The organism is Paenibacillus sp. FSL R5-0636 (genome assembly GCF_037974255.1).
Classification (GTDB): domain Bacteria; phylum Bacillota; class Bacilli; order Paenibacillales; family Paenibacillaceae; genus Paenibacillus_AQ; species Paenibacillus_AQ odorifer.
Genome location: NZ_CP150232.1, coordinates 1,250,985 through 1,271,127 on the forward strand (window position 1 = coordinate 1,250,985; position 20,143 = coordinate 1,271,127).

At 43.2% G+C, this 20,143-nt stretch carries 19 protein-coding genes; 11 read left to right on the forward strand and 8 right to left on the reverse strand.

Features of this window, described 5'->3' with window-relative positions:
• Window position 1: 1 nt before the first annotated feature.
• From MKX34_RS05390 to MKX34_RS05400, 3 genes are read right to left on the reverse strand one after another with little or no spacing between them, the layout of a single operon-like run.
• The gene (locus tag MKX34_RS05390; protein WP_076296825.1) at window positions 2–2,296 is read right to left on the reverse strand and encodes a carboxypeptidase-like regulatory domain-containing protein; all 2,295 of its coding nucleotides are present in this window, start codon (window positions 2,294–2,296) and stop codon (window positions 2–4) included.
• Window positions 2,286–2,624, reverse strand: coding sequence for a hypothetical protein (locus MKX34_RS05395; protein ID WP_076274213.1), 339 nt, complete (start codon window positions 2,622–2,624; stop codon window positions 2,286–2,288). The genes MKX34_RS05390 and MKX34_RS05395 overlap by 11 nt, the downstream gene beginning before the upstream one ends.
• Window positions 2,621–3,325: a sigma-70 family RNA polymerase sigma factor gene (locus tag MKX34_RS05400; RefSeq protein ID WP_305953530.1), complete on the reverse strand. Its 705-nt coding sequence runs from the start codon at window positions 3,323–3,325 to the stop codon at window positions 2,621–2,623. The genes MKX34_RS05395 and MKX34_RS05400 overlap by 4 nt, the downstream gene beginning before the upstream one ends.
• Window positions 3,326–3,671: 346 nt before the next feature.
• On the opposite strand from MKX34_RS05400, the gene MKX34_RS05405 reads away from it, so the two are divergent.
• The 4 genes from MKX34_RS05405 (at window position 3,672) to MKX34_RS05420 (ending at window position 8,496) form a co-directional block, all read left to right on the forward strand.
• Window positions 3,672–4,352 carry a YjgB family protein gene (locus tag MKX34_RS05405; protein WP_076296826.1) on the forward strand — a complete coding sequence of 227 codons (681 nt, stop codon included), beginning with the start codon at window positions 3,672–3,674 and terminating at the stop codon, window positions 4,350–4,352.
• Window positions 4,353–4,500: 148 nt separating this feature from the next.
• Complete coding sequence (locus MKX34_RS05410; protein WP_081383934.1) at window positions 4,501–5,652, forward strand: winged helix-turn-helix domain-containing protein; 1,152 nt, start codon at window positions 4,501–4,503, stop codon at window positions 5,650–5,652.
• A 74-nt stretch (window positions 5,653–5,726) separates the two neighbouring features.
• Window positions 5,727–7,028 (forward strand): MFS transporter, encoded by a 1,302-nt coding sequence (locus MKX34_RS05415; RefSeq protein WP_036680431.1) that lies wholly within the window; start codon window positions 5,727–5,729, stop codon window positions 7,026–7,028.
• A gap of 901 nt (window positions 7,029–7,929) precedes the next feature.
• Window positions 7,930–8,496, forward strand: coding sequence for a histidine phosphatase family protein (locus MKX34_RS05420; protein ID WP_076296839.1), 567 nt, complete (start codon window positions 7,930–7,932; stop codon window positions 8,494–8,496).
• Window positions 8,497–9,337: 841 nt separating this feature from the next.
• On the opposite strand, the gene MKX34_RS05425 is transcribed toward MKX34_RS05420, so the two are convergent.
• The 5 genes from MKX34_RS05425 to MKX34_RS05445 all read right to left on the reverse strand — a co-directional run bounded on the left by MKX34_RS05425 (window position 9,338) and on the right by MKX34_RS05445 (window position 12,915).
• On the reverse strand, window positions 9,338–10,120 hold the full coding sequence (locus MKX34_RS05425) for a TatD family hydrolase (RefSeq protein WP_076296828.1): 783 nt from the start codon (window positions 10,118–10,120) through the stop codon (window positions 9,338–9,340).
• Window positions 10,117–11,250, reverse strand: coding sequence for a copper amine oxidase N-terminal domain-containing protein (locus tag MKX34_RS05430; RefSeq protein WP_051491477.1), 1,134 nt, complete (start codon window positions 11,248–11,250; stop codon window positions 10,117–10,119). Before MKX34_RS05430 ends, MKX34_RS05425 begins: the two co-directional genes overlap by 4 nt.
• Window positions 11,251–11,353: 103 nt before the next feature.
• Window positions 11,354–11,665, reverse strand: a complete 312-nt coding sequence (locus MKX34_RS05435) for a hypothetical protein (RefSeq protein ID WP_036686758.1) — start codon at window positions 11,663–11,665, stop codon at window positions 11,354–11,356.
• A gap of 12 nt (window positions 11,666–11,677) precedes the next feature.
• On the reverse strand, window positions 11,678–12,325 hold the full coding sequence (locus tag MKX34_RS05440) for a hypothetical protein (protein ID WP_036686760.1): 648 nt from the start codon (window positions 12,323–12,325) through the stop codon (window positions 11,678–11,680).
• A 170-nt stretch (window positions 12,326–12,495) separates the two neighbouring features.
• A complete protein-coding gene (locus MKX34_RS05445; protein ID WP_076296829.1) occupies window positions 12,496–12,915 on the reverse strand; it encodes a MarR family transcriptional regulator in 420 nt (139 codons plus the stop codon).
• A 218-nt stretch (window positions 12,916–13,133) separates the two neighbouring features.
• On the opposite strand from MKX34_RS05445, the gene MKX34_RS05450 reads away from it, so the two are divergent.
• From MKX34_RS05450 to MKX34_RS05480, 7 genes are all read left to right on the forward strand, one after another.
• Window positions 13,134–13,700, forward strand: coding sequence for a sigma-70 family RNA polymerase sigma factor (locus MKX34_RS05450; RefSeq protein ID WP_076296830.1), 567 nt, complete (start codon window positions 13,134–13,136; stop codon window positions 13,698–13,700).
• Window positions 13,697–14,659: a DUF4367 domain-containing protein gene (locus MKX34_RS05455; RefSeq protein WP_076296831.1), complete on the forward strand. Its 963-nt coding sequence runs from the start codon at window positions 13,697–13,699 to the stop codon at window positions 14,657–14,659. The genes MKX34_RS05450 and MKX34_RS05455 overlap by 4 nt, the downstream gene beginning before the upstream one ends.
• Before the next feature lie 766 nt (window positions 14,660–15,425).
• A complete protein-coding gene (locus MKX34_RS05460) occupies window positions 15,426–16,013 on the forward strand; it encodes a sigma-70 family RNA polymerase sigma factor (RefSeq protein WP_036686766.1) in 588 nt (195 codons plus the stop codon).
• Window positions 16,000–16,758, forward strand: a complete 759-nt coding sequence (locus tag MKX34_RS05465) for a DUF3600 domain-containing protein (protein WP_076104674.1) — start codon at window positions 16,000–16,002, stop codon at window positions 16,756–16,758. Before MKX34_RS05460 ends, MKX34_RS05465 begins: the two co-directional genes overlap by 14 nt.
• A 256-nt stretch (window positions 16,759–17,014) precedes the next feature.
• Window positions 17,015–18,400 (forward strand): helix-turn-helix transcriptional regulator, encoded by a 1,386-nt coding sequence (locus MKX34_RS05470; RefSeq protein WP_076296832.1) that lies wholly within the window; start codon window positions 17,015–17,017, stop codon window positions 18,398–18,400.
• Window positions 18,401–18,545: 145 nt separating this feature from the next.
• Window positions 18,546–18,719, forward strand: a complete 174-nt coding sequence (locus tag MKX34_RS05475) for an aspartyl-phosphate phosphatase Spo0E family protein (protein ID WP_094903681.1) — start codon at window positions 18,546–18,548, stop codon at window positions 18,717–18,719.
• Between the two features lie 205 nt (window positions 18,720–18,924).
• Entirely contained in the window at window positions 18,925–20,010 is a 1,086-nt protein-coding gene (locus tag MKX34_RS05480) for an outer membrane lipoprotein carrier protein LolA (RefSeq protein WP_036686774.1), read from the forward strand.
• Window positions 20,011–20,143 lie beyond the last annotated feature (133 nt).

Here is a 20,143-nt window from a genome sequence, read left to right on the forward strand (position 1 = left end):
ATTAGCGTACCTCTAAAACCTCCTGCATAAAGGTCTTCAGAGCGGAGGGTTTGGCACTTGCGATCCATTGCTTTAACTCATCAGTTTGACCATTCATATACCATCCAAGCTTCTCTTTTAACTCTTGGTCAAAGACTTTAGGTTGATTTTTTCGTTCCGCTAACAGTTGTTTAATCATTTGTGGCCAGCGATACCCACTATGACCAAAGCTGAGTTCAGGATAACGCTCAGCAAGTGTCATTACCGAAGAGAGTGATTCACCAGCGTATAATTCTGCCGCCAAAAAGCTGCCAATAAAACGATGGCTATCATCATACTTTAGGGCGATCGCGAATTGTTTACGAGCTTCTTCAAGCTTCCCTTGTTGCATGAGGGCTGTGGCGTTAATAGAAAGTACATAACCGTTAGTATTGGGTCGGTTTAGTTCGTTGTAGTAGGAATAATATTCGTTATACGACTTCCAGTCGGCATGGTCAAAATAGTACTGCGATAATGTGAAGGCATAATTAGTAGAAGGCTGTAGTTGTATTAGCTTTTCGAGTAAAGGAATCGCCTTATCTTCTAATGTTGTATCCTTTGTGAGGGACGATTTTGCAAGCATCATCTTTACTAGCATGTGCAGGGCATGAACATCCTGTGGGTCATCGGCAATATTTTGTTGGTACATTTCTAGTGCCTGATCCGTTTTCTTATCCAGTAGTAGTTGGTCAGCCGCAGTAAGCTCTCTTTCCTTGAGATAAAAGAACGGCAGATTGCCGACAGTGTCTTCGTTCAGCCTGTAGCCATTACTGCGGGTAATCAGGCGTCCATCTGCATCTAAGGCTTCAATATTCCAAGAAAAGCGCACTTCGGGATTCATAAATCCGAGAAGGGAGAGGGGGTCAATAGATTCCCAGCCATCTCCACTGCTGCCATAGGAAAAACCGCCGCCATCGTAAAGTTCTTCTACTGGAATGGAGATATGATTATCTACAATACGATCCCGAATTTGTACACCCAACACGGCCCCCTCCCCGCCACCGCTTAAACGATAGTAAGCTGCACCTTCAACAGCTTTCCAGCGGAAATCTATGGTCTTGCCCGTTAGGGTTTCCTGATTAATGGGAGACTGCAGCTCAAGCAGAGGTTGTAGAACTATGCTCTCATTCAACCTGCCATCCGGTTTAACTTCAATCCAATCGTCATATTGTACAGGCCAGGTCCAGCCGTCGATCTGATCATAGCCAAGTCCAAGCTGTAACTGATAAAAGCCCGGAATCACACCGTGAAATTCGAAACGTCCTTCAGTATCTGTGACGATTCGGTAGGGTTCAGCAGAAGTGATGCTATGGTTAACTTCGCTTTCAGCGCGGAGAAAAATACCAGCCCGTGGAACTGGGGTGCCATCGCTTCGTGTAAGGGTACCGGAGACGACAGCAGTTGAAGTATTTCCCATATCTATAGCAGACTGAATTGCGGTTCGAAGCGATTCCAGCTGTCTTTCAGTATCTGAAGTCCCAGCTTCTGGTGCTGCTGCTGCTGATCCTGTATTGTCTGTGGAGCCTTCGTTCGAACTGCTGGTGGCAGCGTTCATTTGTTTATGAATATCCTGCCAGAATTTTTTGTAGCTCTCCAAGCCATCTTTTACTACGGCAAGTGCTTCCTGCGCTTCGCCTTTTGTAAAGAGTAAACGCCCGGTAAGCCATGCTTTTTGTGCGTTTAGCTCTTCCTGATACTCGGATGGAAAGGGGGTTTGTTCAAGAATTGTTTCAGCGGTTGTTATATCGCCACTATTTAGGGCTCGCTCCGCTCGAAGGAGCTCCAGTTGTTTAGCTATATCGGAGTTGCTGTTTGACTGTTTCGTTGCGGTGATTAGCGCTTGATCTCCATCTTCCTTTCGGCCAAGAGCATCATATTCATAAGCTAACTGCTTAGCCGCAAATATACGTGTATTATCCGAAGGCCCCTCAAGGATATATTCCTCAAGCAAAGGTACTATGTCCTCCGGTAACAGACCGGAACGCTGGGTTTCATCATTACTCCACTGGCTCATCGAAGGGCTGACATTAACGTCATATCTGTAGGGATCATAGCTGTGATCCTTATCAAGGATGTTTGTACGGATTAGCTCGATACGTTTACTCCCGGTTGTGGAAGCCAGCTTTTGCAGAAGATCAGTTCTAGCTATGTTAGATTGAATAGCTGTGCTCTGATCTATCTGCCTTTGTGAAGGTAAGAAGTTAAACAGAAGAATAAGCAGGGAGGCAGGGAGTAACACGAATAACACCAGATGTTTGATTTTTATCTTAATTCTCATGTTTTTTCACCGCCTGCTCGTAGATATCCTTCCAATACGTATTGCCTCCAGCTTCGATTAGTTCTCGGTTCGCACGCTGCGGGGTATTTTGTTGTGGCTGTTGTTTAACCTCTGGTTGATGTAGGGTAAGCGAAACTACTAAAATAATAGCACCGATCGCACCTATAGGTTTGACAGGGATCTCAATTTCTTTATTCCACAGCGCCAATAAACGGGCTCCAAAGGTTGGAGGGTGAGTCTGCTTAATGACCCGGTCGTGTCCAGTGAACTGGAGGTTCTTTAAATCTTCATCCAGCTGCTTTTTGACCGCATCGCGTTCTGTATTCATAAGAAATGTCCCTCCTTCACCAAAATCTTTTTTAAGAGCGTCCGGCCTCTGGCGAGTCTGGATTTGATCGTATTTTCAGATGTATTTAATTGCTCGGAAATTTCCCGGATGCTCATCTCATGAAAGTAATATAACGTCAGACATTCACGGTATAGATAGTCGAGATTTCTCATGGACTCGGCGAGCCTGACATTATGCCATTCCACCATAAAAAGCTCTTCCGCTCCGGCTGTGAAGTCAGCATCCTCGTTAGTTTGCAGCTCTGACCCTCCCGCCGGGAAAATATTACGCCAGCTCCACGTCCTTTGCCTCATGCGGCAGCGATTGACTACTATCCGTATCAGCCATGCCTTCAGCCGATCCGGCTCCTGTAACTGACTCATTTTGGCATAAGCTTGAATAAAAGTATCTTGTACCGCTTCTTCGGCACTTTGTCTATCTTTGAGCAGTAAAGAAGCGGTTCGCAGCAGCATATCTCCATATTCGTCCATTAACAGGCGGAGAGCTGACTCATCTTTTGCCACAATTCTCTCTATAATATTCAGATGTAGCTCCCCTCCCTTTACTAATAAGATGCGGATTGGAGGATTAAGGTTGCGTTTGGATGGAAAATTATTCAACAAATGTCGCGATTGCAGTTCGCCGGATAAGAGGTTACTGTTGGAATCTATTGTACAGATTGCAATGGGTCGCTTTTTCAAGCAGGATTAGCTCCTTTCTATTGTACGTTCTGCAATGAAACCCTTCGAGGCTGGGAATGACGGGTAAGGTCATATAGTTCATAGGTTTATGAGTTTACGAGTTTATAGTTAGATGGAGTTATGTGGAGATTTTAAAAGAGAAACTTACTTGAGTTAGGTGTCGGAAAAAAGGGTTTTATGTAGAAAAATAGAGTGTGTATGAATTTATATTTGTAGATATGGGTAAAAGAGGGTTATCCAGAAAAATTGCCGCTATCCTGCAACTATTTGATTTTCAGCTCGTCTGTATGTTCAGTTTCATTTTTTGTAAGACGACTTTAAGGTAATCTATTAAGGAGATGACATCATGCCAGTACAGATAAAATTAATAGCAGGCTCTATCCTACTCGCAGGAATGATTGGGCTTGCTGGATGCAGTTCGAACAATGAGGCGGGGAATTCAGAATCCCAGGCAACGGCGCCAACAGAAACGGCTGTAACAGCAACCTCTGAGCCGGAAGTTAGTCCATCAAGCACCCCAGCAGAAACTGTACCAGCAGCGACTTCCTCCCCTACGGAGACTGATAAAGATTCAACCGGCTCAAATTCACAAAATAGCGACAAACAGCTTAAAGAGTTGCTCGAGCTTGCTAAATATGGGAAGGTGCCTGGCGTAAAATATGCCGCTCATACCGGACTCATTGATGAGGTCGAAGCGGATTGGGGCAAACCTGATCAACAAGAGTCAGCGGGAAAAGGAATTTATGCTACCTACACTGACAAACATGTCGTGTTTGGATTTAATAAAGGAAGTTTAATCTTCGATGTTCGTTCAAGTGATTCCGCGCTGCAAAAGCTGACGCTGAAGCAAATTGAGGCAACATTCGGCAAGCCTGACGATACCAAAGTGAACGGAGACGATAAGATTTACACCTATCAAGCCAATGACCAATACCAGCTGAAATTTATTATTCCAAGCTCGACCGGTACAGTAGATCATATTTCCGTGTTTAGTGAACAGGACTCTTTTAACAATATGGCTGGGTAAGTGGCATGGGTTAGAAGAGGAGAGAGCAATTTTGCAGAGGAATCTGTGGGTTGCTCTTTTTGTATGTTCTTTTTTGAGGTGGAGTAGGCCTTGGACGGACTGTTATAATGTAACCAATGAGCGGGTTCGGGGAAAGTGAGGTTCTATCATGCAGCTGGAATTAAACGAAAGTGAATATAAAGTGACCGCAGAAGGGATAACGATAGAATTATTCCCAAAAGAATTTACGCTTTTTCAGTTCTTGTATAAAAATAGAGGGCGTACATTCAGTCGAGAACAGCTGTTGGATAAAGTATGGCCGCTTGAATATCCGGTAGAGCGAACGGTAGATGATCATATTTATCGGCTTCGTAAAAAGCTAGGCAAGCTTCAAGACTTAGATATTAAGACTGTTCGGGGATTTGGTTATAGTCTGACTATGCAGGAGCCATCAGCTGCTATGGCCAATCCGACTACATATGACTTAGAGATGCAAAAGACGATGCGGGAGGTATTCAAGAAATATCACCTATATGGCCAAGGTCGCTCGATGTTAATCCTCGCACGCCAACAGGATGTTTTGGGGTATGCGATGGATCCGTTTTATTCGATCTATATTCATTTTGTACAGGGAGATTTGGATTGGCTGCTGAACACAACCGAGGTGGGGATAGAGGAACGGTTTTATTCCTTATTAATCTGTTATGTTCTATTGGGTGATCCTAAGAAAAAATTAGAGTTCTGTGAGTTGGTCCTTGAGAAAAAAATTCTTTTGCCGCCTCAGCATCGCGAAGTGGAGATTCTAAATATTCTGGATTTGTACACGCTGGCAGGGCAACCGGAAAAAGCACTGGAACGACTAAAGCTAACATATGAAGTGATTAAAGAGCCGGGGTATGAGAGTTTCATTCCTATAACGGCGACCTCTGAAATGCTTACACACTTGTGGATGGGAACAGAAGATCACGTAATAGAACGGATGGCAACAGACATTGAAGCACTTTTGCTGGAGAAACCTTATTTGCGTGAGATTGGTAGTTATAAAGTTACAAGGGGCTTGTGGTTTCTACGGCGCAAGTCTTGGCGTGAAGCCGAGCAACTGTTGGATGAGGCACTTCAGGTGCTTGAGATGTCAGGGTTCGTGCCGATACGGATATATGCATTGTACCGAATAGTTCATTTTTGTAAACAGTTTCCACCTAAGCCAGCTTTGTATCGCAAATATGTGGATATATTTGAACGGGAGAAGGAAGAGCGGGGATTCCATCGGTTAGAACAATCCTTGGATACCGTGCTTACGAACCTTGTGACTGCCCCCTGATAATTCTCTGACAATTCTCCATTACATTAAGGTCATGCTAATAAGTTCTTAATTGTAATTTGGAGGAATGTTTAATGAATGCTTCAACACAAGCAGGCACGAGCCTGCTTAAGAACAAGGTGTATATGCGTGTGTACAGCGCATATGCGACGGCTACCTTTGGGGATTGGTTCGATGCCTTAGCAATTCAGGTACTCGTAGGGTACCGCTGGCAGGCCAGCCCGCTAATGCTGGCTTTGATTCCGGTCTCCATAGCTTTGCCGGGGATTTTGCTGGGCTCGTTCGCAGGGGTAGTGGCTGACCGACTGAACAAGCTGAAGCTAATGCGGATGTGTGATCTGCTTACGGCATTGTTAACCGTATTCGTATTATTTGCTCCCAGTATGGTGTGGTTGCTCCCGTTATTGATGTTGCGTGCTGCCATTTCTACGTTAAACGTGCCTGCTCAGCAGTCGATGACCCGTAGTATGGTTAGAGAAGACCAACTGCTTCAAGCTACCTCGCTTAATGGGCTTGTAAATCAAGGCTCGAAAATCGCGGGACCTTTACTGGGCGGCTTCGCGTTGTCTGTTCTTACGCCACAGTGGTGTATATTGATCAATGCTTGCCTTAGAGGCTGTTCCTATTTGCTCCTACTTACAGTTAAGAAAAGTGAAGTAGAACAAGTTGGCACAGAAGGCAAGGGCGATCAAGAGGAACGTGTTGCTCTCCGCACGATGTGGAAAGAAGGCTGGAATTTTATGCTGCATAGTAGGTTGCTGCTAAATACCATGCTGTTTGGCATAGTCTGTTCAATGGCTATTCAGATGATTGATTTTCAATTCACCAGTCTATTTAGGGTACTTGCACCCTCTAATGAATCTTTACTGGGATGGCTCGTGGCGGCATCCGGAGGCGGTGCTGTATTCATCATTATGGTCATGAACAAAATGAATCGCGGAACAGGTTATGGCTGGAAGCTTGGAACGGGTTATGTGCTGATGGGTTTATCGGTTGGGGGACTTGGACTGCTTCAGCCAGGAGCTTCCAGTATTTCTGTATTGCTATTAGGGTTCTTACTAGGTATTGGGAATGGAATTTTTATTATCACGTTCAATTATTGTCTGCAAAAAGAAACACCCCCGCATATGACAGGGCGTGTGTTCGGTATTCAGAGTACCATTCTTAGCGGAGTTATGATTGGCGCACCACTTCTCGGCGGAATGATGGTTCAGATTGCTGGGCCTAGCCGTATCTTTTTGAATTTCGGCATCGTAATCGCTCTGATTGGTGTGCTGGGCATCGCATTTGGGCGTGTGCTGTGGCCCGCGCAGAAAGAGATGAACGATAGCTCTGCGGAGCAATCTAGGACAGTTGAGGTGATGGAGGGGAGCTAGCAGGTAGCACGCTAGTCTAGCTAGCGGGACTTCCTAGCTGAACTAGAAAACTTGAGTGGGAGAGAGAATCTAGCGTGACTCCCTAGCAGATACTTAGCTAGACTAGGCAGGTTGAGTGGCAAAGAAAATCTAGCGTGGCAAACTAGCTAATACTTAGCGGGACTAGAAAGCTTGAGTGGCAGAGAGAACCTAGCGTGACAAACTAGCCGTTTTCTAGCGTGACTAGAAAACTTGAGTGCCAAAGAGAACCTAGCCTGACAACCTAGCCGATACTTAGCTAGACTAGACAGGTTGAGTAGCAAAGATAATCTAGCGTGACAAACTAGCAGATACTTAGCTAGACTGGAAAGGTTGAGTGGCAAAGATAATCTAGCGTGACAAACTAGCAGATACTTAGCTAGACTGGAAAGGTTGAGTGGCAAAGATAATCTAGCGTGACTTCCTAGCATTTAGTTGCAGAATGTGCAGTTAAATTCCCCTCCATCGATCAAACTGGGATTTAGTTGTATTTTGTGCAGCTATTATTTGATATTCTCCCTTTTAGTCTAGGAATGATGATTTTTAGTTGCACAAAGTACACTTATTTGCTCAGGATGTCTCTTTTTACGCTTAATAGTTGTATATAGTGCAATTAAGAGTCTCTTTAGTCATAGTCGCCTTAATATGTGACTTCTCAGTAAGTGACTTCTCAATAAGTATCTCCTTAATAAGTGACCTCTCAATAAGTTATTACTTTGTGATCTAAAGCAACTGCTGCACGAAACGTTATAAGTTACAATATTACCTAGCCCGATAGGACAGTTTCTCGTCCGTAAGGGCTTTTTTAGTGTGTAGAGGAGATTGGCTAGAACATTAGAATTTGTAGAGGTAAAGGATGGAAAGGATGGAAAGGATGGAAAGGATGGCTACTTTTATTTACATGGTGAGGCACGGTGAGTCGCCCAAACTGCCCGGAGAAACTGAAAGGACTCGCGTACTAACCGCGAAGGGGGAGACGGATGCCCGCAAGATAACGGAAAAACTACGTCTGGAAGGAATTCAAGTCTTCTATTCAAGTCCATACCTTCGGGCTATACATACGATTTCTGGATTGGCGCAGGAGTTAGGAGCAGAGATTCAGAGTGTTGAAGACCTCCGGGAAATCCATTTCTCGGACGGAAATAAGATTACGACTGATCAGGAGCTGTATCCATTACTGACAAAAATGTTTGAAGATCCGAATTTTGTCCCAGTTGGTGGGGAATCCATTCATGCGTGTCAGAAGCGTTCAGTTAGTGTGCTGGCAGAAATACTGAGCAATCACAGCGGTCAAAAGGTTGCTATTGGAACTCACGGGGCAGTCATGACGCTTATGATGAACTATTTTGATGCCAAATATGATCTGAGCTTTCTTCTTCAAACCACAAAGCCGGATATTTATAAAATGAAGTTCGCAGGCGGAACGTTAGTGGATGTGGAGAGGTTATGATTATTGGGGACTGCTTACAAGCGTCCCGAGTCATCATCAACCTGAGGCTTACGGACCCAGATGACATTATTCGCAGATTATTAGCCTTTGGAGCATGGTTTCGGACTCCAGCGTCGTTATTCCTTAAAAAGAGCACCTTATTGGGTGTTTTTTATGCCAATAGCGACTCTGGGGTCCTTTCTCATCCCAAAAGTGGGGAATTGCTGCATATAAGGTCAGCTGTGTCCGATAGCGGCTTCACACACGTAAATACGTACGAGTGAATACGCACGAGTGAATACGCACGAGTAAATACGTACGCGTAATTACGTACAGGTAATACGTACACGTAATTAGATACACGTAAATGGGTACGCGTAAAATACATACGCATAAATAAGTACACATAAACACGTACGCATAAATGCGTACAGGTATAAGTACGCGTAAACTACGTCCACGTAAATACATACGCGTAAATTACGTACGCATAAATACGTACGAGTAAATACGTACGCATAAATACGCACGAGTAAATACGTACGCATAAATACGTACGAGTAAATACGTACGCATAAATACGTCCACGTAAATACATACGCAAAAATATGTACGCGAAAATATTACCGAATCAAATGAAAATGGGTAAGGGGATTTGGATTAAGTAAGGTTGGCTTGTGAACAGTACTTCCACTATGAAAAATACGGCTTCACAAGCCAAGCTGTGTTTAATCATAACGTTAGTCTGACTTTAGGCTATTCTAGCTAAGGCACTGACTTTCTTCTACTCTAACAATAGAACTATCTACAAGCAATAGATCTATCTATAGTCTATAGAGCTATCTACAAGCTATAAAACTATCTACAAGCTATAAAATCGCTTAGCATTCGCAGTCACTAACTCTTCCGCTTCGCCGGGGGTGTAACCATGGAGCACTCCCCAAGCAGCGGCGACTTCGCGAATCATAGACGGATGGGTTATATTCCCAGCAAAAGGTCCTTCGAACGGCCAAGGACCATCGGTTTCAGCCATGACTAGCTCTGGGGGATAACGGCGGGCAAGCGCCTGTATCTCCGGCTCATACAGGATATCCGGGGTGAAGGAGATATAGTAGCCGTTCTTAATCATGCGGGCAATGGCTTCTTCTGGACCTTTGAACCAGTGAAAGTGGGCATGCTGTATGTTATGTTTTTCCAGGAGATCACAAGCAATAAGCGCATCTTCATAGACAGCATGCAGCACCACAGGTTTATTGAGACGGGCAGCTAACCCAAGCAACTGATCCAGCAGCTCAATATAGGGGTCCATATCAAAGGTTTCGCCACGTTCTAAAGCTTCAGCACGCGTATAGTAAGGCAGCCCGATTTCCCCCACAGCAATATAATCCTCACTAGATTGACTCTCGATCCATTTCAGCAGAGCAGCCAGCTCAGCATCCTGCGGCAGGGGTTGCTCTGGATGAAAGCCATAAGCTGGACGGACCACGCCGGGATTTATGGCTGCAAGTCTTTGGGTGCGTATACAAGAGTCCAAATTCATAGAGACAGCGATAAGGGCTTTAATTCCCATGTCAGGTACTTCACTCAGTATCTGTTCGGCAACTTCAGGTTCATATTGCTCTAAATGTATATGGGCATCAATCATAACTGTTTACCCTCCACGTAAGAAGCTAATTCCTCATGAACCTCAAAGCGAATAGAGTCGGGTTCCATTCCATCTTTTCCCGGTTTGTAGGCAAAGGTTAGTGTGCCAATACTCTCCAGAAATCCAATATAAACATTTGTTTCCGCCTTTAGCTTGCCCTCTTCCACTATGTAGTGAGTAACAGCACCAATGCCGGCTTGTTCGCCTAGATTGCCATCCTCAGCACGATCTGGATATCGCAAAGTCACCATGGATGGAGTTGAGCCTTTAACTTGAATTTGAATCAGGGCGTCCCCTTTTTCATTAGAAATTTTTGACGTAACCAATGCGGAGGCGGCTTTATCTGCAGAAGGGACAGTGACTTCTTCCCACGGGTTAGGCTTAATCACGTGAAGTTCCTGCATGGACATGCCCGTACCTGTTCCGAGCCACAGAATGACAACGACTTCTTCCTGTCCATCCTGATCGATGTCGGCATAATGAATCTCAGGAGGGTAACTTAGGAGTCTGGGTGTTTCCCAATCAAATGTATGCTTGTTACCGTTCACCTCTACAACAAATCCTTCGTAGGTACCGCCATCTTTAAGGGCAGTATACAGCTTCACTTGGTCATTTTCTGTAGCAATAGCGAGAGGTTCGCTGGGTGTTCTGACGGTAGTACTAACATCCCCTGATGTTATTAATACTTCAGTTCCAGCTGCATTCAGCTGCGCAGTGGCACCAGACAGAGAGTTTAAGGAATCGGCAGGAATATATAAAATACCATTTCGTAGAATAGCTGGTCCTTCAAGCGAGGTTTGATATCCATCAGCTTGCATATACTCATTGTCCGGCGTCAGAACATAACTACTGCTTCCATCAGAGATGGTCAAGGTCTTTAAGTTATTATCCCATTTTTGTTCTGAGGTGTAGTATTCCATTAGTACTTTTGCAGGTACATAGACCTTATCATCTAGGAAAAAAGGGGAGAGAGTAGGAAGAACGGCTTCGCCGTCCACGATTAGTTTCAGTGGTGCTGAAGTAGCTTGTGTTTGATTAATAGCCATTGTTGTATCCATATCTATGGTTGCCGATGCTCCGCATCCGGCCAAAAAGAGCGTGATAGCTCCTATAGCGATGATTTTATTCATAATTACCTCCAGGATAAAGTCCAGTCCCCTTAAGTATAGAATAAAACAGCGCGTTGTAGGTCACTTTCTATTAACAAAGAGAATACAAGCTTGTTACAGTTCGCTAGTTTTTTATAAAATGCAGGCATCCACGCAATAAACGACGAGTGTAATAGAAAGAAATGAACAAAAGTAAGGAGAGGCACAGACCAATTGGAAGGCTGAGAATGTTCGGGAAATCATAATCTGGGAAGGCATTTAGTCCTATCCCTTTGATGCCAACAATACCTAGCACACCACCGATAGGTGCAATGATTGCACAGACAACACTCCCCACGGCCCAGACACTAAGGATCGGTACACAGAACAAGATGGTGGCACCTTTGGCGATATTTTTGAGTACAGTGGCTCCTGACAAATGAGTGATTTTTTCCATGTAGACTCTCCTTTATTGGTTTAAAAATACAGTTCGGTCAACTTGCGACTTAAGATCCACCGTTAGACTTTTGCTATAGCGGATTTCCCCAATGGTACAACCCGGTCCGACGATGATTTCTTCACCGCACACAAGGTCAGCTGTCGTCCGGTATAACGTTATGCTAGTTCCTTCAATCGTTGTGCAGGTAAGTTTTCGAAAAGGGTGCATCAGCGCATTAATCAACTTGGAGGAGGGTTTAACGATAATGTCACCGCCAGCTCTCATAACCTCGACTGTGCTTCTATTGCCTAAACGGATCTCAATCGATGAATCTGCATTTAGTCTCTTTATGTTCACAGCACCTTCAGCATAAAAAGTCCCGGCTGCAGCATTTTCTGCTACGGACATGTATCCAGAAGATCGGAGATTATCTGCTTGGATATTTTGAACGCGCAGACTCCCTAGATTGTTTACCTGATTGGCCTTACAATTCCCCCCAATTGTACAGTCGCCAGATACTTTGAGTTTTGATGTCGAGACACTACTTTTAGTACTTAAGTGGCCAAACACATCAACAGTGACCGCACGAATATTCTCTCGGACAAACAGCGAACCTCTTACCTTCAACGGTGGATCGATCATGTCAGTACGTTCATAAGTATTGTTATTATTGGACATTTACAGTACCGTCCTTCAAAATATATTTTAATGATTAAAATATATATTCATTATAATATATAGTCAATATAATAATTTGGGAGTTTAACATAAAAAACACTGCCGTCAGTTTCCTGACAGACAGTGTTTATAGAAAAGAGTATAGCTGATAAGGAGCAAAATGAAGGCTGTTAGTGCATCATTTGTTCCATCAATTTATTTATTTGTTCTAAAGTTCCGGAGATTTTATTCAGATCTGAGGTAGGAAATGCTTCAAATATTGTATGGATACGCTGATCGCCTTGTTCTGTAAGGACAATATTGACAACTCTGCGGTCTTCTTTAGTCCGCACCCGTTCAATAAGTCCGGCTTCCTCAAGTTTATCGCACATGGAAGAAGCGGCTCCGGGTGTGACCACGAAGCGTTCAGAGATGTCAGTAATGTTCAAGCTTCCGGTAAGCCGGAGTTGAAACAGCAGCATGATCTGATTGTGAGTCAGGGTTTCCTTTTTAGTGATCATATCAATGAAAAACTGGGATTTCTGCTGCACATTTGCCATAGATTCCATGACCTTATGGATAGCATTTTGTTTCTTTTCCTTTGTGCTCATAACATTGCCTCGCTCCAATTTACTTTAGTTACTAAAATATATAGAAGCTATAATAAGCTTGTCAAGTTGACGGGTTACTATAGCTTGGTTAGAAAGACTGAATTTAGCGCTGGAACCCTTCTTTTTTTATATCTTGTAATGAAATTGGAAATATATCGTATTAACTGATGATTTTACTTAGCTAAGTGAAAATTTGGTGGGAAAGGAGAGTTAGATTGATGCATGAGCGCGCATTGCTTCATCCTTTTGTAAAAGAGAATATACAGGAAAATACTGACATAGATGTTTTGTTCACAACGATTTTTGAAACCTACTATAAAAGAATATTCAACTACATCGCTTACCGGGTTAGTTCTCTCCATACGGCTGAGGATCTGACAAGCCTTGTTTTTGAGAAAACGTTGGCGAAACTATCGACCTATTCTCAGGAAAAAGCTCCTTTAGAGGTATGGTTATTCGCCATTGCCAGAAATGTGGTCAATGATCATTACCGGAGTTTTAAAAGGAAAAGTTTCTTTTCGCTGGATACCGTCAAGGAACTAGTTTCTAGCAGGAAAGATCCAGAATGTTTGATCCTCCAGGGAGAACGTAGTGGAAGGCTTAACGAAGCCTTGAATACATTGAGCTCAAAGGAGCGGAATATTGTGGCTCTTAAATTTGGTGCTAATCTGAGAAACAGAGAGATTGCCCAGGTTACGGGAATTTCGGAGAGCAATATCGGTGTGATACTCTACCGGATTATGAAAAAGCTGAAGACTGAAATAGGGAGCGTGGAGCAGCTATGAACAGTAAAGACATACAGCAGAAGTTCTCAGCAGATTTAGATGAAAGTATATATGGAGCGGCAAATGATTTAAAGGGTGCTGGGGAGTACAAGGAGCTGCTGGAGCTAGGCAGGGTTCTGGCCCATAAAGATTTCAGCGAGGGCTCTGACAAAACAGCCATTCTGAATAAGGCTCGGAGAAAGTATGCCGGCCAAAAGGAGGAGAAAGGATTGCATACAAAACATAGATTAAGACGTCCTGCTGTTATGCTGGCAACTTTGCTAGTGGTTAGCGTATTAAGTGTAACTTTTGTGCAGCCGTCATTTGCACAGGAGCTGTTAATGAAAGTATTGCAAACGATAAACTTAGGCCATATTGTAGCCCATGAAGTAGAATTTTCTGCGGATTCCAACGTGATTCCGGATGACTTTAAGGGGAAGATTTTTGATAGCAAAGGAAATGCGCTTGTGACCCTCGACGCTGCTCAAAAGGCAGGTGATATCTACAATGCTGATGGGGAAAAAATCGTCGGAGTTGAAGACGGCAGACTGGTTACGCAATCTGAGAGGGATCAAGAGAAAGCGGAATTGCTGATCGAGAGGGATTCTAGCAAGCTAAATGAATATACGATTTTTAATGTGGGATTGCCGGAGTATTTGCCAGACGGTTATACCTTTGATCGTGCAGAGTTTTATAAGGATAGCAATGGTGAAGTAATCAACAGCAAATATATTAATTTATATTTTGTTAATGAAGCTACCGATGAGATCATCTCGATGCAGCAGCGGCACGCTGATTCCGAAACGGCTTATGAGATGTCGACGGATGGCACAATCGAAAAAGTGAAGATTAACGGAGCTGATGCTGTATTGGTTAATGGAAAAGGGTTGGACTGGGAAGCCAATGGAGTCTTATACGGTGTAACATCAGCTAGCTTGGACAAGAATGATTTGATCAAAGTTGCTGAGTCTATCCGCTGACTGATTTTTTAGAGAGATAGGCGGTTACTGTTCGAGTATATATAGGCAAGGGGATGATCCATATGGATCTCCCCTTTTTCGCTTTATTGAGGGCACATGCAAACAATGAGTGGGAGAATATAGCTGTACTTCGTACAACTATATTTCTGCGAAATAACGCTTGGATGGATATAATTGTATTTCGTACACTTATTTTCACGATTTATCCCACTATAGGAAGTTTCTCCGCTTTTTAATTGTATAGAATACACTTAAAATCAGAGTAAACCTTTTTGCATATGGAATAAGTGTACAGAATGCAGTTATCTCATAGATTTCTGCGGGATCCGGCCAAAGCTGGCGTGTAAAGCCGAACATCAGCTTCCACCTGCCCATAATCTGTTCAAGCAAAGCTGAAGACTAGCTTCCACCGCCCATAATCTGCTCAAGCAAAGCCAAAGATCAGCTTCCACCTGCCCATAATCTGTTCAGGCAAAGCTGAAGACTAGCTTCCACTTGCGCATAATCTGCTCAAGCAAAGCTGAAGATCAGCTTCCACCGTCCGTAATCTGCTCAGGCAAAGCTGAAGACTAGCTTCCACCTGCCCATAATCTGTTCAAGCAAAGCCAAAGATCAGCTTCCACCTGTCCATAATCTGTTCAGCTGGCGGTCAGCCTCGGCTTACTTCATCTACTCCATTAAGCCGCTGCAGAGTAAAAAATAAATCGAACGATTTATTCTCTATGTACCAATACATAGTGTAAGACCGAAGGAGGGATTGAGAGGGATGAAACATCCAAATGAATATTCTCAGCTCATTGCGCTTACGCTAGCCGGCAGCCGTGAAGCGTACAGTGAACTATATGAAGCAACGATTCGGGATGTGTATCAGACCGTTCATTTTCTCGTTCGCGAAACCTCCGATGTGGATGATGTTGTTCAGGAGATTTATATTCAGGTGCACCGGTCGCTTGAGCAATTTGACGTCAATCGTCCTTTTAGGCCTTGGCTTATGGGGCTGGTTATGCGGCAAATTCATGCCTATCGAAGAAAGAGATGGACGCATCTCCGAATGGTTAAAAAAGTAGAGCAGACTGATTTAAGGATGGAACCTGATTTCACTAGTGATGTTGTGGACAGGTTAGCTAACCGCCGTCTACTAGCAAGTGTAGATCGTCTTCCATTTAAGCTGAAGCAGGTGATTATTCTGCACTATTTAAATGAATATTCACAGGAAGAAAGTGCCGCGATACTGGGTATCCCTCTGGGTACGGTGAAATCCCGTATTCATGCTGCACTGCACAAGCTTCGTCAGAAGCCGGAGAATCATACTCTTTTTAAGGGAAAGGTGGAGGACCTGCATGAATTTCAATGAAGAGTTACGGACAGTTCTGCAGGAAGAGGCGAGAAATCTAAGTGCCCCACCGGAACTGAAGGAGCAAATACTAAATCAGACCGAGAAGAGATCAGGGGGAAGACGAATGAAAAAATGGCTTGTAGCAAGCATTTTGGCGGCTGCATTATTAATTCCTACTGGAGCATATGCCGGATATAATTATTTGGCAGATACCCTGTATGGCTCACAAGCAACTGCTGCTACGATTGGAGTAACCCAGCAACAATATGACAGGCTTGAAGCCAAGCTGCAGAACGCGAAACAAAGCTTTAACGAAGAGGAATTTACAAGATTGATGTCTTTACTAGAGGAATTGGGAGCTTACAATCTGCAAATGGCCGATGCTGACGGAGTCTTTCACCTAGAACAATTAAGTGCGAAAGATCAAAAGGCATATAATGATTTACAGGTTGAGCTTAAACCTTATTTCGAGAAAATGAATGAAAATGAAATCCCTCAGGCAAAGGCGGCTGTCGTTGATCGTGATACTTTCTGGAATGGCGTGCTGGAAAAAGCTGAACAGAGGTTTACTAAAGAAGAGTTTGAGGAGATCGAACAATTAATAAATGAGTTGCAAAGCTATGATGCCAAGGTATTTGATGCAGATGGAAGTGTTCATATGGATCGGCTTTCGAAAGAGGAGATACAAAACCAAGAGAAGTTAATTGAAGCGCTCGGTCCTTATATAAATAAGCTGGACATGATGATTAAACCTAGTTCTTAGTTGAATTTAAATGCATGTATTGAATAACTATGGATAGAAGTAGCATTAGAAAAGCCACCAGAAAAGGTCTAATACACCTTGTGTTCTGGTGGTTTTTTACATTCGGCTAATTTGTATTTTATACATCACTAATTGAATAAATGTATAATCAATTAAGCCAAAAAAAAGTATTTGACCACTGGAATAATTAGACATATTATTATTTAAATACTATTGATCTATATATGAATCATGATGGCGAAAGGTGGCTTTGATCATGAAGCAGATGACCATTCGTGCAGAACTGGCGGACTACCTCAAGAAGAATGGAATAACAATTAATCAATTCGCAGAGGTATCTAAAGTGAATTCGGGCACAATTAGCAACATTATCAATGGGAATCGGCCTATAGCCATGCAGCAATTAGACCGTATTACAAAAGGTATGGGATTAGAAGAAGGCGGCTTTTATGATATGTATGTGGAGGAGTGTTTCATACATTCCAATCCCAATTGGAGACGACTTCGACCTTTTCTATATCGCTGTGCTGAACTAGATAAGCTGGAATGTATAAGTCGGGTGATTGGAATCATGATGGACAGCCTATCTTATACACCCTCGTTGTTTGATACAGCAGAAGATTTTTTTGTACAAGGAAAATATGATGCTGCAGCGTTGTTATACCGGAGTGTCGCGGAGAGTGAGAAGTATCAGCATTCAGAGCGGCTGGCTTTTTGCCAATACAGACTGTTCACGATTGCTCTAGGGGGTGATCAGGATCTGAATTTGCGAGCAGCTGTGCAGTTTGAGGGTTTTGTAAATCGGCTTGATGAAGTCGATCAACTTGACGCGCTGAAGGCTCTGGCGAATACATATAGCGCATTGAGGTATTGGGATAAGGTAATGCTCATAGCTATTGAAATTGAAAAAAAAGCATCCATTCAATATAAGTATAATAATGAGCGAGCCAGAAAAAACGGGTTACAGAAGGAACCTGCAATGCCCTTATTTTCATATATTCTATTTTCTTATGTGTTACGTTCAGTAGTTTACAGAGAGCTGGGAGATTATGATAGAGCATTGCAGTATGTTAACCTTTACATGGATATGAGCTGGATCCGTGAGGATACGGAGGAAGCTTTGCAACTTATGAATCGATGTATGGGTTGGGCACAGGCCAATATATATTTACTGAGAATTTTAAAAGGTGATGTGACAGCGCTTCCGGAATATGTGACCTATATTGAAAAAAGAGAGGAAGACATTCTTCCAGGTCTGTTCAAAATCCTTCAGGCAGCCAATCACTATGATTTTAATGTGGATGATATTCTTCAGCGGTTTGAGCAAGAAATATCAGATTATAGAGATCAGCAGAGAAATCTTAAATGTTATAATCGACAAATTATCGAAGACAGATACACTTTTTTTATGGCTGAAATAGCATTGTATTATATAAGAAGAGGAAAATATGAGCTTAGTATAAAGTATATAATGGATAGTTTGGAGACTTCTGTAAGGATTAATAACGAATCCTGTATAATAAAGTGTGTCAGAATGTTTGAGCAGCTTCGGCATACTGCATCGTTAGAAACGCAGAAGCAATACCAAAATCTGATTAGAATCAATGAAAAGAAAAATGGTTTTGTTATTGGAAGTGCCTAGTATTGATAGTTTTATAGAAGAAACAAAAAAGAGTTTTCAGATTAAATCTGAGATCGCTATCTATTGAATTGTAGTAATGCACTTTAATGTAAAATATAGAATTTGACATATACCTCTAATATATTAAATTAGGGAGGTAGTGTTAATGAATGATCAGGAAATTATCCAAAAGAGAATAGAGGGTGCTAGAAAAAAACTTTATTTAATGGAGAGGCAACACGGAGGGCTTTTGCATCCGAATGTGATCAGACAGTCCATGAGATTAGATGAATTAATTAATCAGTACAATAAAGCAGTACATAGCGATAATGAGGATTGAAGAGAATGGTTAAACACCCTACATAATGATATTGCAACTTCTGATGAAGTATAGAGCCAGCGCTGTGCGCGGGCTTTTTGGCTTGTTGGATCTCATAAAATAAATCAATGCTGCACGCTTGTCATGCCCGTCTGCATATTGCGGCCAAGTCCCTCATAGACATGTACTAATCAATGCATTCAAAACAGGTTAAGGGGATGATGTCATGCGCCGGATAACATGGGTACTCGCGATCATTATGAGCGTGGCCCTGGTGATGACGGGGTGCGGGAAGAAGGATGCCGCTTCCGTAGTCAAGGATTTGAACAATGTGGCTGACAAGTTGGAAAGTAAGCAGGGAACGTACCAAGGTTCTGGCACAATGACCCTGTATACCGGGGAACAGCCGCAGGAGTATAAGGTAGAAGTATGGTACAAGAATCCTTCCTACTACCGGATCAGCTTGGCAAATGTTCAGAAGGATATTACGCAGATCGTACTTCGTAATGATGAGGGAGTGTTCGTACTCACACCAAGTATGAATAAGAGCTTCCGTTTCCAAAGCGATTGGCCGGATGATCAAGGTCAGGTCTATCTGTATCAGACGTTGGTTCGTGGCATAGTTTCGGATAATAACCGCCAATTTGTGGAAGATGGAGATAACTATGTGTTCGAGGTAGCCGCGAATTATCAAAGCAATGCCCTTGTGCGGCAAAAGATTTGGCTTGATAAAAAGACTTATGAGCCTAAACAGGTTCAAGTCTCTGATTCTGAGGCGAAGGTAGTTGTAAACGTGAAGTTTGACACCTTCAAATTCGATACGGATTTCACCAAGGATTCCTTTGATATGGAAAAGAACATGGCCTCGGGTAAGTCCGCAGAGAGCACAGTAGCTGAGGTTGATGAGAATGGTAATCCGGTTACAGCTCCTGAGGGCCAAGAACAGGCTGAACAACCAGTGGCAGCAGAGCTTGGAGACTTTGGGATCATTGAACCTGATTATATTCCAGCTGGTGTAGAGTTCAAGGACTCGCATAAATTGGAGGGCAACAAAGACCATGCTGTTCTCATCCGATATGATGGGATTTATCAGTACACTATTATGGAATCCCGTCCACTGGACCGTGCGGTAGCACTGGCGCCTGGAACCCTGAAAGACCTTGGTTTTACGTGGGGAGTTCTGAGTGGGGATGAGCAGCAGACATTGACTTGGATGTCTGAGGGTGTAGAGTACCGAATTACAAGTGCCAATCTTCCTGCTAATGAAATGATGCAAATTGCCGCTTCTATGGAGGCACAATCGGGTAAATAATAAAAAGTAGGCGGATACTGCGTTTTGTGGGATTCTTTCCTCTACAACGTAGTATCCGCTTTTCTTTATTTGCCGGGGCTCCAGCACACATTGACAGCCACCTTCTGTAGCATTACCATTGGTACTAAGACAA

Coding starts and splice junctions, on each gene's coding strand:
- MKX34_RS05395 (WP_076274213.1), bottom strand. CDS start 2,624: ATGAATACAGAACGCGATGCGGTCAAAAAGCAGCTGGATGAAGATTTA.
- MKX34_RS05420 (WP_076296839.1), top strand. CDS start 7,930: ATGGCTACTTTTATTTACATGGTGAGGCACGGTGAGTCGCCCAAACTG.
- MKX34_RS05455 (WP_076296831.1), top strand. CDS start 13,697: ATGAACAGTAAAGACATACAGCAGAAGTTCTCAGCAGATTTAGATGAA.
- MKX34_RS05405 (WP_076296826.1), top strand. CDS start 3,672: ATGCCAGTACAGATAAAATTAATAGCAGGCTCTATCCTACTCGCAGGA.
- MKX34_RS05415 (WP_036680431.1), top strand. CDS start 5,727: ATGAATGCTTCAACACAAGCAGGCACGAGCCTGCTTAAGAACAAGGTG.
- MKX34_RS05470 (WP_076296832.1), top strand. CDS start 17,015: ATGAAGCAGATGACCATTCGTGCAGAACTGGCGGACTACCTCAAGAAG.
- MKX34_RS05460 (WP_036686766.1), top strand. CDS start 15,426: ATGAAACATCCAAATGAATATTCTCAGCTCATTGCGCTTACGCTAGCC.
- MKX34_RS05480 (WP_036686774.1), top strand. CDS start 18,925: ATGCGCCGGATAACATGGGTACTCGCGATCATTATGAGCGTGGCCCTG.
- MKX34_RS05445 (WP_076296829.1), bottom strand. CDS start 12,915: ATGAGCACAAAGGAAAAGAAACAAAATGCTATCCATAAGGTCATGGAA.
- MKX34_RS05390 (WP_076296825.1), bottom strand. CDS start 2,296: ATGAGAATTAAGATAAAAATCAAACATCTGGTGTTATTCGTGTTACTC.
- MKX34_RS05435 (WP_036686758.1), bottom strand. CDS start 11,665: ATGGAAAAAATCACTCATTTGTCAGGAGCCACTGTACTCAAAAATATC.
- MKX34_RS05440 (WP_036686760.1), bottom strand. CDS start 12,325: ATGTCCAATAATAACAATACTTATGAACGTACTGACATGATCGATCCA.
- MKX34_RS05410 (WP_081383934.1), top strand. CDS start 4,501: ATGCAGCTGGAATTAAACGAAAGTGAATATAAAGTGACCGCAGAAGGG.
- MKX34_RS05465 (WP_076104674.1), top strand. CDS start 16,000: ATGAATTTCAATGAAGAGTTACGGACAGTTCTGCAGGAAGAGGCGAGA.
- MKX34_RS05475 (WP_094903681.1), top strand. CDS start 18,546: ATGAATGATCAGGAAATTATCCAAAAGAGAATAGAGGGTGCTAGAAAA.
- MKX34_RS05425 (WP_076296828.1), bottom strand. CDS start 10,120: ATGATTGATGCCCATATACATTTAGAGCAATATGAACCTGAAGTTGCC.
- MKX34_RS05450 (WP_076296830.1), top strand. CDS start 13,134: ATGCATGAGCGCGCATTGCTTCATCCTTTTGTAAAAGAGAATATACAG.
- MKX34_RS05430 (WP_051491477.1), bottom strand. CDS start 11,250: ATGAATAAAATCATCGCTATAGGAGCTATCACGCTCTTTTTGGCCGGA.